14 protein-coding genes are annotated in these 16,602 nt (G+C 55.6%); 11 read left to right on the top strand and 3 right to left on the bottom strand.

The features are described from left to right. Window positions 1-2: 2 nt before the first annotated feature. From D7024_RS10075 to spoVK, 3 genes are read right to left on the bottom strand one after another with little or no spacing between them, the layout of a single operon-like run. The gene (locus D7024_RS10075) at window positions 3-953 is read right to left on the bottom strand and encodes a selenium metabolism-associated LysR family transcriptional regulator (RefSeq protein ID WP_121451685.1); all 951 of its coding nucleotides are present in this window, start codon (window positions 951-953) and stop codon (window positions 3-5) included. Next, window positions 950-2,197, bottom strand: a complete 1,248-nt coding sequence (locus D7024_RS10070; protein ID WP_121451684.1) for a methionine gamma-lyase family protein — start codon at window positions 2,195-2,197, stop codon at window positions 950-952. The genes D7024_RS10075 and D7024_RS10070 overlap by 4 nt, the downstream gene beginning before the upstream one ends. A 45-nt stretch (window positions 2,198-2,242) precedes the next feature. After that, a complete protein-coding gene (spoVK, locus tag D7024_RS10065) occupies window positions 2,243-3,187 on the bottom strand; it encodes a stage V sporulation protein K (RefSeq protein WP_121451683.1) in 945 nt (314 codons plus the stop codon). A 282-nt stretch (window positions 3,188-3,469) separates the two neighbouring features. Between spoVK and D7024_RS10060 the strand changes: the two genes are divergently transcribed. From D7024_RS10060 to D7024_RS10010, 11 genes are all read left to right on the top strand, one after another. Then, window positions 3,470-5,059 carry an ATP-binding protein gene (locus D7024_RS10060; RefSeq protein ID WP_121451682.1) on the top strand — a complete coding sequence of 530 codons (1,590 nt, stop codon included), beginning with the start codon at window positions 3,470-3,472 and terminating at the stop codon, window positions 5,057-5,059. An 84-nt stretch (window positions 5,060-5,143) separates the two neighbouring features. Beyond that, window positions 5,144-5,833, top strand: a complete 690-nt coding sequence (locus D7024_RS10055) for a response regulator (RefSeq protein ID WP_121451681.1) — start codon at window positions 5,144-5,146, stop codon at window positions 5,831-5,833. 169 nt (window positions 5,834-6,002) lie between these two features. Next, window positions 6,003-7,049 (top strand): TRAP transporter substrate-binding protein, encoded by a 1,047-nt coding sequence (locus D7024_RS10050; protein WP_121451680.1) that lies wholly within the window; start codon window positions 6,003-6,005, stop codon window positions 7,047-7,049. A 134-nt stretch (window positions 7,050-7,183) separates the two neighbouring features. After that, window positions 7,184-8,212, top strand: a complete 1,029-nt coding sequence (locus D7024_RS10045) for a TRAP transporter substrate-binding protein (RefSeq protein WP_121451679.1) — start codon at window positions 7,184-7,186, stop codon at window positions 8,210-8,212. Window positions 8,213-8,335: 123 nt separating this feature from the next. Continuing rightward, window positions 8,336-8,845, top strand: coding sequence for a TRAP transporter small permease (locus D7024_RS10040; protein WP_121451678.1), 510 nt, complete (start codon window positions 8,336-8,338; stop codon window positions 8,843-8,845). Between the two features lie 30 nt (window positions 8,846-8,875). Next, a complete protein-coding gene (locus tag D7024_RS10035; protein ID WP_121451677.1) occupies window positions 8,876-10,159 on the top strand; it encodes a TRAP transporter large permease in 1,284 nt (427 codons plus the stop codon). Between the two features lie 18 nt (window positions 10,160-10,177). Further along, window positions 10,178-11,878: a sigma-54 interaction domain-containing protein gene (locus D7024_RS10030; RefSeq protein ID WP_121451676.1), complete on the top strand. Its 1,701-nt coding sequence runs from the start codon at window positions 10,178-10,180 to the stop codon at window positions 11,876-11,878. A 233-nt stretch (window positions 11,879-12,111) separates the two neighbouring features. Then, window positions 12,112-13,014: an HpcH/HpaI aldolase/citrate lyase family protein gene (locus tag D7024_RS10025; protein WP_121451675.1), complete on the top strand. Its 903-nt coding sequence runs from the start codon at window positions 12,112-12,114 to the stop codon at window positions 13,012-13,014. Between the two features lie 12 nt (window positions 13,015-13,026). Further along, window positions 13,027-14,253 (top strand): succinate--CoA ligase subunit beta, encoded by a 1,227-nt coding sequence (locus D7024_RS10020; protein WP_121451674.1) that lies wholly within the window; start codon window positions 13,027-13,029, stop codon window positions 14,251-14,253. Further along, complete coding sequence (locus D7024_RS10015) at window positions 14,254-15,150, top strand: succinate--CoA ligase subunit alpha (RefSeq protein WP_121451673.1); 897 nt, start codon at window positions 14,254-14,256, stop codon at window positions 15,148-15,150. 40 nt (window positions 15,151-15,190) lie between these two features. Then, window positions 15,191-16,597, top strand: coding sequence for an MmgE/PrpD family protein (locus tag D7024_RS10010; protein ID WP_121451672.1), 1,407 nt, complete (start codon window positions 15,191-15,193; stop codon window positions 16,595-16,597). The last annotated feature ends 5 nt before the right edge of the window (window positions 16,598-16,602 follow it).

Here is a 16,602-nt window from a genome sequence, read left to right as displayed (position 1 = left end):
ATTCAAGGAGCCGGTCTCTCCGTTGGAGGGGCCTTTTTGTTGGGTTCATTTTGTTTACCTGCCCGTTCTTCCTGCCGGATAAAGTCCCAGAAGGCTCCGGCGGCGAAACTTCCCGGCCATTCCGGCGCATGGATCAAATAAAGGTAGCGAGTCAGGTCCATATTCTGCAGGGCCACCTGGCACACCTTTCCCAGGGCCAGGGGTTCGGCGGCGGCCAGGGCGGAAACCAGGCTGACCCCCAGGCCAGCCTGTACGGCCGTAATTACGGCCCGGGTACTGCCCAGTTCCATCACCACCCGCGCTTCTTCCAGGGAATGGCCCACCTGGGCCAGTTTTTCCTCCAGGGAACGGCGCGTACCCGAACCTGGCTCCCGCAGAATCAGGGGTTGGGCCAGCAATTCATCCAGACTCACCGATTCCCGGTCCACCCAGGGGTGTTCCGGTCCTACAATAAGCACCAGCCGGTCCTGATGCCAGGGCAAACATTCCAGCCCTTCCTCTTTGACGGGTGCGCCGGTGACTCCCAGATCGATTTCCCTCTCCCGCACCCAGCGGATGACCTGGCCGCTTCCGGCTATGCGCAGGGTAACCTCTACTCCCGGGTAATGCCGGTGAAAACGACCGATCAACAGGGGCAGCAGGTATTCACCGGGAATGGTGCTGGCTCCCAGGCAAAGGTGTCCCCTTTTAAGCCCCTTCAATTCATCCAGTCCGGCTTTGATTTTTTGAAAATGGCGCAGTATTTGCCGGGCTTCGGGGTAGAGGAGGCGTCCGGCTTCGGTAAGTTCCACCTTTTTATCGCCCCGGTAAAAAAGGGTGGCACCCAGGCTTTCCTCCAGCGACTTTATTTGAAAGCTTACTGCCGGCTGGCTCATGTAAAGATGCTTGGCCGCCCGGGTAAAGCTCTGCAGTTCCGCTACCCATAAAAAGGCTTCCAGTTGTTTTAAGTTCATCCCTGTTCCACCGCCAGTACTGCCCTGGCTGCCGCGAGCACGGCCAGCTGGACATATTCCTTGGACAACCCTCCCTGCATGTATACCGCGTAGGGTTCACGCATGGGAGCGTCGGCGCTCAACTCGATGGAGGAACCCTGCACAAAGGTGCCGGCAGCCATGACCACCGCATCACCATAACCGGGCATGTCCACCGGTTGAGGCCGCACATGGGAATCCACGGGAGAAGACTGCTGCAATCCCTGGCAGAAAGCGAGCACCCTTTCGGGTGAGCCCAAAAGAATAGCCTGGACAATATCGGTGCGTTCTTCATTGGGTGCGGGGTGTACTTTAAAGCCCAGCCGTTCAAAGAAGCGGGCGGCAAAGATAGCGCCTTTTAAAGCTTCGGCTACCACATGGGGAGCCAGGAAAAGCCCCTGGAAGAGCAGGCGCTGGTAGTCGGGGCTGGGTCCCACTTCGCTGCCCAGGCCCGGTGCCGTCAGGCGGTTGGCAGCCATTTCCACGTAAGGCTGTCTCCCCACCACGTAACCGCCGCTGGGAGCCAGGCCCCCACCGGGGTTTTTAATTAACGATCCGGCCACCAGGTCCGCTCCCACCGCCGGGGGTTCCAGGGGTTCTACAAATTCACCGTAGCAGTTGTCCACAAAGACCACCACGTGGGGGTGTTTTTTCTTAATCCATCCGATGGCCCGGCCCATCTCGTCCAGGCTTAAAGACGGGCGCAAACTGTAGCCCCGGGAACGTTGAAACATTACCATCCGGGTGCGCTTGTTCAGGGATCGGGCAATTTCAGCCAGGTTCAGGCTGCCATCGGGTAGTAGATCCACCTGCCGGTAGGTAACACCCATTTCCTTTAAAGAACCCGGAGCATGGCCCCGCATGCCGATCATTTCCTGGAGGGTGTCATAAGGTGCTCCTGTTACTGCCAGCAGTTCGTCTCCGGGACGCAAAACGCCAAATAAGCACAGGGCAATGGCGTGGGTGCCGCTAACAATTTGTCCCCGCACCAGGGCCGCCTCGGCTTGAAATGCCCGGGCGTAAACCTTTTCCAGGGTTTCCCGTCCCTGGTCACCGTAACCGTAACCGGTGGAACCCTTCAAATGGTAATCGCTTACCCGGGCGTGGTGAAAGGCGGCCAGTACCCGGGCATGGTTTTGGCGTGCCACCGCCTCGACTTTTTCGTAATAAGGCTTTACTTCATCTTCTACCGTGGCCGCTAACGCGGTTAAGTCTGTTACTTGCAATTTTTAAAACTCTCCTTTGCAAAGACAGTGTGTGTCAAAGGAACATCAAAGTTCCGGGTTGTTTTCCTGTGCCCGGAGCATATCTTCCCGGGTGATGGTCATTAATTCCTCCCGGCTGACCTGCCCCTTGCGTACCAAACGTACCGCCTGCTGGCGTATGGCCCGTTCAATGATATTGCGCACCAGGCGGGCATTGCCGCTGTGCACGTGAAGGGACCGGGTTTCCTCCAGGATGAGGCGCAGCTCGTCCCGGGCTCCCGGGGACAAATGGTACTGGCGCTTTTTAAGCATCAGGTCGGCTATGGCCAGCAGTTCTGTGGTGGAATAATCGGGAAAGGTGATATGGATGGGAAACCGGGAGCGCAGGCCGGGGTTGCTTTCCATGAACCATTCCATCTCCTGGCGGTAACCGGCCAGGATGAGAATCAGATTGTCCTTGTGGTCCTCCATTCCTTTGACCAGGGCATCAATGGCTTCCCGTCCAAAATCCTTTTCACCGCCCCGGGCCAGGGAATAGGCCTCATCGATAAAGAGAATGCCTCCCAGGGCCTTCTTAATCTGCTCCCTGGTTTTTTGAGCCGTGTGACCGATGTATTCCCCCACCAGGTCAGCCCTTTCTACTTCTACCAGGTGGCCTTTGGGTAAAACACCCACCTCTTTGAAGAGGCGGCCGATTATGCGGGCTACGGTGGTTTTGCCCGTCCCTGGATTGCCCTTAAAAACCATGTGCAAAACCTGGGGTTCGGTGGCCAGCTTTTCCCTTTGCCGCCGGCGCTGTATTTCCACAAAGGCGTGGATTTCGCCCACCAGTTTCTTTACCCCGGCAAGACCAACTAAAGAGTCCAGTTCCTTCATGATTTCCCGGACGTTTTTCTGGCGCTGGTCTTCATCCGGTTGTCCCCCCGGTGAAAAAACAGGTAGGTTTCGGCGTTCAGTTTCCACAGCCCGGTTCTGGTGACTGTGGTTTTGCCAGAGCCTGATTTTCACCAAAGGTGATCACCTCGCGGGCCAGGGTTTACTTTAAATTATACGCCTGCCCGGGAGGATCATTGACCTTCTTTGGGATTGTTTAACCTTGTGGGTTATTATTACCAATAGCTTTGTTTCCTAAAGCTATAGAACTGCCCAGAGCTATTTTTCTATGCCTCGATGGTTTCTCCTGCTTTCGTACCGGCCTTTCTGCAAGACCCTCCAGGAGGGTTTGGTCCTTGGGTTATCGAATTATGTTAATAGTCCCAATAGTCATAAACATCTGGGGGAGAGTTGGCTGCCTTGGACATTTATCGACGTATTCTACCCCTGCGTACCAGGTTGGCCATTTTGACCTTTGTTTCGGTGGTGCTGGCCATTTTGGTGGCCGTCCTGCTCATCGGGATTAAGGTGTCCCACCTGCTTGAAGAGGAGATGGGCATGCGTGCCCTGGCCATTGCCCGTACCCTTGCCCAGATGGAGACCATCCAGAATAATGTAGGAAATCCCGGCGGTTCCAGCATCATTCAGCCCGTGGCTGAAAAAATAAGGCTGGCTACCGGGGTGGAGTACATTGTCGTGGTGGATATGAACCGGGTGCGTTATTCTCACCCGGTGGCCGAACGCATCGGAGGCAAATTTTCCGATCGGGATCTGGACCCGGCCCTGTCCGACCGGGAGTATATCACCCGTACCGTCGGGGTGATGGGTCCGGCCGTCCGTGCCTTTTCTCCCATCAAGGTGGATGAAGGTACGCGGCAGGTGGGAGTGGTGGTAGTGGGTATTATTACCCCCACTTTTGCCGAGCTCTTCCGGGCCATACAGGCCCAGCTCTACCCATCTCTGGCCATCGGTTTGCTGGCTGGTTTGCTGGGTTCCCTCTATCTGGCCAGCAGGATTAAAGGGGCCATGTTCACTCTGGAGCCCGAGGAGATCGCCCGCATCCTGGAAGAACGCACGGCCATGCTGCAGGCCATGGGCGAGGGTATTATTGCTATCGACCGGAATATGTGTATTACCGTGATCAACGAAGAAGCCAAACGTTTGTTGGGTACGGATGACGAGGTGGTGGGCCGGTCCATTACCGAAGTGCTCCCGGATAGTTTTTTGCCCCGGGTGTTGCAAACGGGTCAACCGGAGTTTAACCAGGAGCAGGTTTTAAATAATACCGTCATTATTGTTAATCGTGTACCTGTACGGGTGAAAGGGGAAATTGTCGGGGTGCTGGCTTCCTTTCGGGACCGTACCGAGGTGCATCGCCTGGCTGAGGAATTAACCGGTGTAAAATCCTTTGTGGAGGCCCTCCGGGTGCAAAACCACGAGTATCTGAACCGTTTGCATACCATTGCCGGATTGCTCCAGTTGAACCGGGTGCAGGAAGCCGTGGATTATATCTTTGCCGTTACTGAGGAACAACAGGAACTTACCCGCCTGCTCACCAAAAACATCTGCGATTACAGTATTGCCGGGTTGCTGCTGGGTAAATTTAGCCGGGCCCGGGAGCTAAAAGTGGACCTGCATATCGACCGCTCCTGCCGGCTTTCCCGGTTGCCGCCCTGCATGGATGCCGCCGCCCTGGGGGTGGTGCTGGGCAATCTTTTGGAAAACGCCCTTGATGCGGTGCGGGAGATGGAGCCCTCCCGGAAGCGGGTGGCCTTTGAGATGCGGGATGAACCGGGGAGCCTGGTGGTGGTTGTGCGGGACTGGGGGGTAGGCATACCGGCCCACATTCAGGAGCGGATTTACGAGCAGGGATTTTCCACCAAGGGTACCGGACGGGGAATCGGTTTGTATCTGGTAAAAAAGCACATTGATACAGCTGGCGGAAAAATTACCGTGGAATCCCGGGAGGGGGAGGGGACCACTGTTACGGTGCATATTCCCTGTCATTAATGAGTGGGTAGAGGTGCGTCTTTTAAGAATACCTGTCAAGACGGAACAACACTTGCCCGGAGGTAATTTACGGGGGTGAGGCTTGTGAGTATCATTGGTGTGCTCATTGTTGAAGATGATCCCATGGTGGTGGAGGTAAACCGTGGTTTTGTCAACGCCATACCCGGCTTTAAAGTAGTGGGCGTGGCACGCACGGGGAAGGAAGCAGTGGAGATGGCTGCCTGCTTGAAGCCCGCCCTGACCCTTTTGGATGTTTACCTGCCGGATATGAGCGGGCTGGCTGCCCTGCAGGAGATTCGCCGCCGGGGTTTGCCGACTGATGTATTGCTGGTAACTGCGGCTCAGGATGCGGAGACCGTTCAAAACGCCTTCCGTTACGGAGCGGTGGATTACATCATTAAACCCTTTAAATTCGGCCGTTTAAAGACTGCCCTGGAGGGCTTTGCCCATTTATACAGCCGTTTAAACAAAGATGGCCGGCTGGATCAGGATGATATCGACCGCCTGGCCCTGGGACGAACTCCGGTAGTTGTTAACGAAGTCGGTGCAGCAGAGATGCCCAAGGGTTTAAATGAGGTAACTTTAAAGCAGATTTTACTTTTCCTGATTAAAGATGGGGGTGCCCTGTCGGCCGAAGAGGTGGCTGCCGGTTTGGGGCTGGCCAGGGTGACCGCCCGTCGTTATTTAGAATACTTGAGCCAGCTGGGCAGGGTGACCCTGGAGATGCAATACGGTTCCGTAGGTCGTCCCATCAAAAGATATAAGATAGTTTAACCGCTGAACATAAAGACCAAAATCAACTTTATGGCCGCAATATTGCGGATTGATGGTAAATGGGGGTAGAATTAGGACGAGATATCAGAAAACTGGAGCAATTAACATATTACTGAATTGGGATTTGCTTCCCGGGGTCACTCCGTTAAGGAGGTTGCAGTGGTCAGCCATGATTGATCGGGCAAGAATATGGTTATTGATCTTCATGGCGGTGGTATTTATCACCACAGGATGTGACCGGCGGGGGCCCGACGGGGAACAGGTAGATCCCCGGGAAAAGATTGTAATCAAGTTTTCCCATGTGGTGGCCGAGGATACCCCTAAAGGGCAGGCGGCCCGGCGGTTTGCCCGGTTGGTGCAGGAGCGGACCGGAGGGCGGGTGGAAGTACAGGTTTTTCCCAATTCCGTACTCTATAAGGATGGAGAGGAAATGGACGCCCTGCAGCAAGGTGCGGTCCAGATCATTGCCCCCACCACGTCCAAGTTAAGCTGCCTTGCTCCCCAATGGCAGTTGCTTGATTTACCATATCTTTTTGAGAACGAAGAACAGGTGCACCAGGCTCTGGATGGGGAAATAGGCAAAAAGCTTTTTGCCACCCTGGAACCCCATAATATTCATCCCCTGGCCTTCTGGGATAACGGATTTAAACAAATGACCAACAGCAAAAGACCTCTGGTGCATCCCCGTGACTTTGCCGGTTTAACTTTCCGGGTGATGATTAACAGCCAGGTACTGGAAGAGCAATTTCGTAGCCTGGGAGCAAATGCCACCCAGATGCCCTTTAGCGATGTTTACGGTGCCCTGTCCAGAAATCAGGTGGACGGTCAGGAAAACACCATGTCCAATATTTATTCCCAGCGTTTTTACCAGGTACAGCCCTATATGACGGTTAGCAATCATGGTTATATGGGTTACGTGGTTCTGACCAATGCCACCTTTTGGCGCTCTCTGCCTCCCGATATACGCGAGATTATTGAAAAGACCCTGGCTGAGGTGACCTGGTGGGAGCGGGAGCAGGCGGCACGTTTAAATGACAAAAACTTCAGGCAAATTAAGGAATCAGGAAAGGTCCATGTACATATACAGACTGAGGGAGAAAGGGCAGAGTGGCAGGCGGCTCTGGAACCCCTCTACCAGAAGTTCAGACCGATTATCGGTGCTGAACTTCTGGATGAAGCGTTCAGGTTAAAGGGTTCCCCTGCAGCAGGCTCCTGAGGGCTATGGTAGCTTTATAAATAACAAAGAGAAGGGGGGCGGCAAATTTAGTTCATTGGAGGATTAATGAACTGATAATTCAGAAGGTTCTAAGTTAACTGACTGTCAAAAAGTTAAGGGGGTTTGACTAAAAAATGAAAAAAGTAATCCAAATTTTCCTGGTGGCCCTTCTGGCCCTGGGCCTGATGCTTACGGCTTCCGGTTGCGGCGGGGAAAAGAAGGGCGCCCAGGGGACCGGGGAGAAGAAACCCATTGTGGTTAAGTTTTCCCACGTAGTGGCTGAAACCACACCCAAGGGACAGGCGGCCTTAAAATTCAAAGAATTATTGGAGGCCAAATCCAACGGCCAGTTCAAGGTGGAGGTTTACCCTTCCTCCCAGCTTTACGGTGACAAGGAAGAGCTTGAGGCCTTAAGGGCAAACAACGTGCAGCTCATTGCCCCTTCGGTGACCAAGCTGGTAGGATTTAACCCGGCCTTCCAGCTGGTGGATATGCCTTTCCTGTTTGAGAGCGATGAGGCCGCATATAAGTTCTACGACGGGGAATACGGCCAGAAGCTGCTGCACTCCCTGGAATCTCAGGGCATGCTGGGCCTGGCCTGGTGGCCCAACGGATCCAAGCACTTTACCAACAGCAAGCGGCCTTTAAAGAGGCCGGAAGACTTCAAGGGTTTAAAGTTCCGGACCCAGAGCGGTGGTGTGCTGGATGAGCAGTTTAAGGCTTTAGGTGCCGGTTCCCAGACCCTGGCCTTTGGTGAAGTGTACGTGGCCCTGCAAAACGGGACTGTGGACGGCCAGGAAAACACCTTCAACAACATAGACACCCAGAAGTACGCCGAGGTACAGAAATACCTTACCGTTTCCGGCCATGGCCGTCTGGATTATGTGGTGCTCACCAATACCACTTTCTGGAACAGCCTGACGGAAGATCAGAAGAAGCTCTTTATGGAATGCATGAAAGAGGCTACCGACTACGAGCGCCAGCTGGCCGATGAACTGAACCAGAAAAGCTTTGAGAACCTGAAGAACAGCGGCAAGCTGGAAATCTACACCCTTACCGATGCGGACCGCCAGGCTTTTATCGAAGCCATGAAACCGGTTTATGATAAGTATACCGATAAGATTGGCCGGGAGTACATTGAAGCGGCCCGGAACACTAAATAAATAGCTTTTCACCGGGGGCGGGCCCCGGTATGGTTCACCAGCCCGTCCCCCTTTTTGCCCCTTGCTTCGCCAAATTACGAAAAAACATGACATTTACCTGCCTTTTTTTGAGGGGGGTTTAGTGTGGAACGATTCAAGAAAGCTTATGAGGCCTTTGAGGACTACTTTACTGGAGGTCTTTTGTTCACCGGGCTGACACTGGTCTTTGTCAACGTCCTGTTGCGTTATATTTGGGGGCGCCCCCAGTCCCTCCTTGATGAGTTTTCGGTTTATTTTGTGGTGTGGGGGACGTTATGCGGCATTGCCGTGGCTTTGAGGAATGACCACCACATTAAGGTGGATATGGTCTACAGACTGCTGCCCCTGGGCATTCGCTACCGGGTGAGCATTCTGGCCCATTTGATTGGGGTGGGTTTTGCCCTGTTTTACACCTTTTACGGGTACCAGCTGGTATATACTTACATCATGTCCGGGCAGCGCTCCACCGACAGCCAGTTTCCCTTATGGATTGTCAACCTGGTTATGCCCATCAGTGGTGTAATGTTTACCGCCCGTTTTATAGAGAAACTTTTATTTCATTTTAAAAATGGCGGAAAAGACTGGTTAGCTGCCCAGAGTAGACGCCCAGACTAAAAAGAATGAAGATGGAAAGGAGTGCCGCCGATGGAAACGGCGTTGCTGTTTTGTATATTCGTGCTACTCTTCCTGATCAACGTGCCCGTTGCCATCAGCCTGGCGGTGGCTGCCCTAATCGTTTTAGCTACCACCACCGATTTTACCATGTATATGATCGTGCAGCGCATGTTTGCCTCCCTCCTCTCGCCGCCTTTGATGGCCATTCCGGCCTTTGTCTTTGCCGGAGTGCTCATGTCCCACGGGGGTATAGCCAGATATCTCATCGCTGCCCTGCGCAGCTGGTTCGGCCACCTGCCTGGAGGTCTGTCGGTGGTTACCATTCTGGCCTGCGCCATCTTTGCCGCCATTTCCGGTTCCAGCCCGGCTACGGCTGCGGCCATTGGTGCCATCATGCTTCCGGCCATGATTGAAGGGGGTTACGATAAGCGCTATGCCATGGGCCTTATTGCAGCCTCCGGTACGTTGGGTATCCTCATTCCTCCCAGCGTGACCATGGTGGTTTACGGGATAGTGGCTGAGGAATCTATTGGCAAACTTTTCATGGGCGGGCTGCTGCCCGGTCTTTTCCTGGCCGGCATGCTGGTTGTCTTCGCGATTCTCTATGCCAAAATTAAGGGCTACGGGCGCGGTGAACCGGCATCCTGGCGGGATCGCTGGACGGCCACCGTCAAGGCCCTGCCCGGTGCCTTTTTACCGGTCTTCATTTTGGGAAGTATTTATTTGGGTATAGTTACCCCCACTGAGGCAGCAGTGCTTTCCGTATTTTATACCATCATCGTTTCCGCTTTTATTTACCGGGAATTAAAGCTGCCGGACATCCGTAAAGTCTTCCAGGAGGCCATCAATATCTCCTCAATGATCTACCTGATTATTGCCGCTGCCATGGTTTTCGGCCTGTTCCTGACCTCAGAACAGGTGCCCAATAAGATAGCCGAATGGATTGCCGACAGCCACCTGAACCGTTATGCCTTCTTTTTTGCCACCAACCTGATGTTCTTCATCATGGGCACTTTCCTGGAGGCCGTTTCCATTACCCTGATTACCCTGCCCTTGCTGCTGCCCATCATCAAGGCGCTGAACATCGACCTGATCCAGTTTGCCGTGGTCATGACGGTGAACATGGAGCTGGCCATGATTACCCCGCCGGTGGGCCTGAACCTCTTTGTGGTTTCGGCCATGGCTAAAGCACGGGTCGAAGAGGTAATCAGGGGCGTGCTGCCCTTTATCTTAATTCTCATTGCCGGACTGGTTATCTTCATCTTCTGGCCCGAGATTTCCCTGTACATTCCCCGGGTGCTGATGGAACGTTAACCGGCTGGGGGGGGAAGTATGGACGGCTTGTTTGAAACCCTTTGTGCCGCTCTTGGTATGATTGCCCGGCTGGCCGGTGGCTATGCCACGGTTATTGACCTGTGCAGTGGCAACACCAAAACCGTGGATGCCTCGGGCCGGGAGGTTCCCCATTATCCCCTGGAAAACTATGAGGGTCTGGAAGAGGTCCGGCAAATCAGTAGTCCCCTGCTGTTTCCTTCCCGCAGGGAAGAAGGGGTGCTGCATTTCTTCCTGCCCCTGGAGGGTTGCCTTCTGGCAGTAAACAATTTGCTGCATGCCCGCCGGGAGGCTGGTTTAAAGGCAACCTTCCGGGAGGCCCTCCCTTTGATTGCCCGGGTGGCCGGGGGCGAGGCGGTGCTCTTTGACCGCCAGGGGATGCGCTTTTTCAGCGTGGGGTCGGGTGGAAAGGAATCGGTCAGGGGGATGGGGGAATTTACCTACCTGGGCAGGCAGGCCATGGAACTGGGGCGGCCGGTTATAGGGCCGTCCCTCCTGGAGGAGGGGGCCATGGCCGTGCGCATTCCTGTTACTGCTGAATTCGGTCTTGGTTTTAACAATGTCCTGGCGGTGAAACAAAAGAAAATGCTGGCCAGCACCAGTCGACGGGATTACCCCCGCTATACCTTCGCCCATATCATCGGTACCAGCCGGGCCATCCAGCATTGCATCCGCCAGGCCCGCCAGGTTGCGGTAACCAACTCCACCGTGTTGCTCTATGGAGAAACGGGCACCGGGAAGGAACTCTTTGCCCAGTCCATTCACAATGCCAGCCAGCGGTCCGGTGGTCCCTTTGTGGCCATAAACTGCGGGGCCATTCCGGCCAGCCTGGTGGAAAGCCAGCTTTTTGGTTATGAAGCCGGGGCTTTTACCGGCGCCCGCAGAGAAGGCCAGCAGGGTCTTTTTGAACAGGCCAGCGGGGGCACCCTGTTCCTGGATGAGATCAGTGAAATGGAGCTGGAACTGCAGTCCCGTTTATTGAGGGTACTGCAGGAAAGGGAAGTGGTGCGCATTGGGGGCAAGAAACCGGTTCCCGTGGATGTGCGGGTAATTGCTTCCACCAATAAGGACCTGTGGCAAATGGTGGCCAGTGGCAAGTTTCGCCAAGACCTGTTTTACCGCCTCAATGTGGTGGACCTGCGCATCCCCCCCCTGCGGGAAAGAGTGGAGGACATCCCCTTGCTGGTGCGGCACTTTATCAAACAGTTCCGGGACACCTTCGGTACCTTTGTACGGGATATTTCCCCCGAGGCCCTGGAATGCCTAATGGCTTACAGTTGGCCGGGCAATGTAAGGGAATTGCAGAACTGCATTGAAAGAACCATGAACCTGGCCACCCACGAAGTAATCCTACCCTCGGATCTTCCCGCCCTAATTCGCAACTGCGCCTGCCGGCTACCGGAAAACACGGCAACAGCAACCCAATCCGGACAAATCGCACCGGTATATTACTTTGCAAAATTGAATTCCCAAGGGCACCTGCCAAAGACCGATAACGATGGATCTTTTTTTAAAACACCGAGTTTTTGCGTGTTGAAAGGAACTACCCAGGCCGTGGAACGGTCAACCATCTTGCGGGCACTGGAAGAAACGGGCTACAACCGCCGGCGAGCTGCTGAGAAGCTGGGTATCAGCACCACCACTTTGTGGCGCAAGATGAAGAGACTCGGGCTGCTATCAGGGTCGACAACGGGCTCTTAAAAAACCTTTTCCCCTTTGTGGCCATGGCCTGTGGAGCCGTGGCTTTTCATATTTGCAATGTTTGTCATTGCATGATCTCAAATGCCATTGCAAAAGTGAAACATTTAAAATAACCTACCGGTATGCCTTCTGCCTTCAGGCCTGCGTATATTGCTGCACTTCCAAGCCCTTTGTGGTTGTCTTCTTGCTTGGTAAGGAATTTGCTTCTCACTGGTAGCAGGAGGTGAGGTTGAATGGAAAAGCCGTTGCGCAGTTTCCTCTTTGCTCCCGCCAGCGACTTGCGCAAGGTAGACAAGGCCTTGTCCCTTGATGCCGATGCGGTGATCCTGGACCTGGAAGATGCCGTGGCGGTATCCGAAAAGGTGCGGGCACGGAGCCTGGTGCTGGATGTCCTGGGACGTACGAGCCGCGAGGGTATTTACGTGCGGGTGAACGGGGTCAACACCCGCTGGATTGTGGGTGACCTGATGGCGGTGGTGGGGGGCCGGCCGGCGGGCATCATGCTGCCCAAGGCTGAAGACGCCGAAGAAGTCAGGCGGGTGGACTGGCTCATCGGTCAGCTGGAAAGGGAATACGGTTTGCCGACCGGCGAGATGGAACTCATTCCCCTGGTGGAAACGGCCCGGGGGGTGATGAATGCCTATGAGGTGGCCACCAGCTGCCCGCGGGTAAAGCGGCTGGCTTTCGGGGCCGTGGATTACACCCTGGACATCTGCACATCGCTGACCGGTCAGGGTACGGAGATCTTTTATGCCCGCTCCCATCTGGTGGTGGCCAGCCGGGCGGCCGGCATTGAAGGACCCATCGATACAGTTTACCCCAACATTAAAGATGAGGAAGGGCTGGCAGAGGAATGCCGCCTGGTGCGCAGTCTGGGCTTTGCCGGTAAGCTGGTGATCCACCCGGCGCAACTGGGACCCGTAAACGAAATCTTTTCTCCCACGCCCAGGGAAATTGATTATGCGGCTAAAGTGGCACAGGCCTTTGCACAGGCCGAAGCTGAAGGCATTGCGGCAGTGCAGCTGGAGGGTAAGTTTATTGATTACCCCGTGGCAGCCTGGGCCAGGCGGACGCTGGCCATTGCCCGGGCTTTAGGTCTGGCGGGGGAAAAAGGATCGGGAGAACAAAGAGTTTGAGGGGGGAAAACAGTGGGTCGTCTGCTGGAACATCACAGCAAGCAGTTGTTCAAAGAGATGGGCATAGCGGTGCCCAGTTACGAGGTGGCCACCAGCGAAGACGAAGCTCAGGAGGCCGCCCGGCGTATAGGTAAACCCGTGGTCATTAAGGCGCTGGTGCCCGTGGGCAAACGGGGTAAGGCCGGAGCCATTAAATTTGCCGACACGCCACAGGAAGCGGCTTTAAGGGCCGGGGAGTTGCTGGGCATCACGGTGCGGCATTTCCCCGTGGAAAAGGTCCTGGTGGAAGAAAAACTGGACGTGGCCCAGGAATGGTACCTTTCCATTACCTACGACAAGAACAAACAGTTGCCGGTGATCATCGCCAGCACCAGGGGCGGGGTGGATGTGGAGGAATTGAGCCGTTCCTACCCGGCCGAGATGGTCATTCACCAGGTGGACCCCTTTGAAGGCTTGCCCGGCTTTCGGGCCAGGGAGATCTGGGCGGACCTGGGGGTAGGGGGCAAACTGCTGGGTGCCGCAGGGGCACTGTTAAGCAAACTCTATGCCACCTTTGACCGTTACGATGCCTATCTTTTGGAGGTCAACCCGCTGGTGGTAACCACCGGGGGAGAACTGGTAGCCGCGGCGGCGGTGATGAGCGTGGATGATAGCGCCATGTACCGTCAGCCCCGTCTTGCGGACATGGTCCAGCTGGGCAGTGAACGTGCCTGGCGTCCCCTTACGGAACTGGAAAAGAAAATGGTGGAAGTAAATGAATCCGACCCCTACCGGGGTACGGCCCGCTATACCGAGATGCCCGGCGGTGATATCGGATTCATGTGCGGGGGTGGTGGCGGCAGCCTCCTGTGCTTTGATACCCTGGTGTCCCTGGGGGGGCGGCCGGCCAATTATTCAGAAGTAGGGGGTAACCCGCCCGAAGCAAAGGTATACGGCCTGACCAAAGGAATCCTTTCCAAACCTGGAGTGAAAGGGTTATTTGTCGCCCATAACATTACCAATAACACGCAGGTGGATGTGCTGGCCCGGGGGATAATCCGGGCGCTGGAGGAACTGAACATCAATCCGGCCACCTTTCCGGTGGTGGTACGGGAAGCCGGCGTGAATGACGCCATAGCCCGGGAGCTCTTTACGGCAGCCGGGGTGGAGTATTACGGGGATGAGGTAACTTTAACCGAGGCCTGTGCCCGGATGGTGGCCCGGATGAAGGAAGTTTACGGGGAAGGGGGACAGCCATAAATGGGCATTCTTATTGATCGCCATTCCCGCATTGTGATTCAGGGGATCACCGGCCGGGAGGCCAGTATGGTCACCAGGCACACCCTGGCCTACGGTACCCGTATCGTGGCCGGGGTGACACCGGGGAAGGGTGGGCAGGATGTCCACGGCGTACCGGTGTACGATACCTTAAAGGCGGCCTGCCGGGAACATCAACCAGATACATCCTTGATCTACGTCCCTCCTGCCTTTGTTTACGATGCCGTGGCTGAGGCGGTGGCCAACGGGATCAAGCTGATTCTTATTCCCACCGAAAACGTCCCGCAAAAGGATGCGGTGAAATTCTTAAATCTGGCCCGCCGGGCCGGGGTGCGGGTGATCGGCCCCAATTCCGTGGGCATGATCAATCCCGGGGAACGGGTGAAACTGGGGGCCATTGGGGGAGATAATGTAGAGCGCTGCTTTGTGCCCGGCCCGGTAGGAGTGATTTCCAGAAGCGGTGGGATGACTGCCGAAACCTCCTGGATGATCAAGCGTGCCGGTTACGGGGTGAGCACCAGTGTAAGCATTGGTGGGGATGCCCTCATTGGCAGTACCATTAAAGACCTGCTGGCTCTTTTTGAAGCCGACCCACAGACCCGCGCCGTGGTCGTTTTTTCCGAACCGGGTACTTCCCAGGAGGAGGAAGCGGCGGCCTTCATCCAGGAAAGAGGGTTTACCAAACCGCTCATTGCTTACATTGCCGGCCGCTTTACGGAAGACATGCCTGAAGGTACTGTTTTCGGTCATGCGGCAGCCCTGATTTCCGGCAATTACGGTCGTCCTTCCATCAAGACTGCCAGGTTGAGGGAAGCCGGTGCCTATGTGCTGGATAATTTTGATGACCTGATTCCCACTTTAAAACAGATCCTGGGGTAAGGACGAGGGAATCTCAATGAAGAAAGTAAGGTGATTTTCCATGTTGTCCCACCGGCTGGCCGATTTTATTGGCCAGATCCAATATGATATGCTTCCCGCGACCACAGTGCATATGGCCAGGCTGGCTTTCCTGGACTGGCTGGGTTCGGCTGCTGTCGGCGGTCAGCAGGCGCCTGCTCAAAAGGTCCAGGCGGTTGTAAAGCAGCAGGGGGGATCTCCCCAGGCCACCCTGCTGGCGACCGGGGAGAAGATCTCCTGCCTCAATGCGGCCCTGGCCAACGGCATTGCCTCCCATATCATGGAACTGGATGATGTACACCGGGCCGCCATCATCCATGCCGGGGCGGCAGTGATACCGGCTGCCCTTGCCGTGGCGGAAATGATCAGGGCGAACGGCCGCCAGTTGTTGGAGGCCATTGTGGTGGGTTATGAAGTGGCCATCCGGGTTGGCGAGGCTGTTACCCCGTCACACTATTACTTCTGGCACACCACCGGTACCTGCGGTACCTTTGGTGCAGCGGCTGCGGCCGGAAAGCTTTTGGGTTTAAATAAAGAACAGCTGGTCTGGGCCCTGGGCAATGCCGGTACCCAGGCTGCCGGATTGTGGGAATTTCTGGTCGACGGAGCCATGTCCAAACATCTCCACCCGGGTAAGGCCGCCCAGAATGGCGTGCTGGCCGCTTTGCTGGCCAGAGAAGGTTTTAGCGGAGCTACGCGTATTCTAGAAGGGGAAAGGGGGTTCTGCCGGGCTACGGCTCCCCAGTTTGACCTGAGTAAAATTACCGCCGGCCTGGGCAAGCCTCCCTACAAGGTGGAAGAAAACTCCTTCAAAATCCACGCCTCCTGCCGTCATACCCACCCGGCGGTGGATGTAGCCCTGGAGCTGGCCACCCGCTACGGTATTAAACCAGCTGATATAGCAACTATCACCGTCCGTACATACCGCACGGCCCTGGACATTACCGCCAATCACCAGCCGGCCACAGTCTATGCGGCCAAGTTCAGCTTGCCCTTCTGTGTGGCCCTGGCCTTGAAAACCGGACGTTGTGGTCCAGAGGACTTTACCCCGGCCAATCTTTTTGATCCGGAAATCCGGGAACTGATGTCCCGGGTTAGCCTGGTGGTGGACGAGGAGCTTGACGCCCTCCATCCCGCCCGCTGGCCGGCAGTGGTGGAGATAAGCACTCCGTCCGGCCAGGCATACCGGGGACGGACGGATTTTCCCCGGGGCGACCCGGAAAATCCGGTTACTGCCGAAGAACTGGTGACCAAGTTCCATGCTCTGGCTGCCGGGCCCTGGGGAGAACAGAGGGCGCGGGTTCTGGCGCAGGCGGTTCTGGATCTGGAGAACGTGGTAGATGTGGCCGCTTTGTTCCAGGTACTTTCGCCAAACCACTATGGGAGGGTATGGCAGTCCTCCTGCGGAATAACACAGCACGAAAGGTGAACACG

It is taken from the genome of Desulfofundulus salinus (assembly GCF_003627965.1).
Lineage (GTDB): Bacteria > Bacillota > Desulfotomaculia > Desulfotomaculales > Desulfovirgulaceae > Desulfofundulus > Desulfofundulus salinus.
The sequence above is the reverse complement of the archived record's forward strand: the minus strand, read 5'-3'. Positions and strand labels throughout refer to the sequence as shown.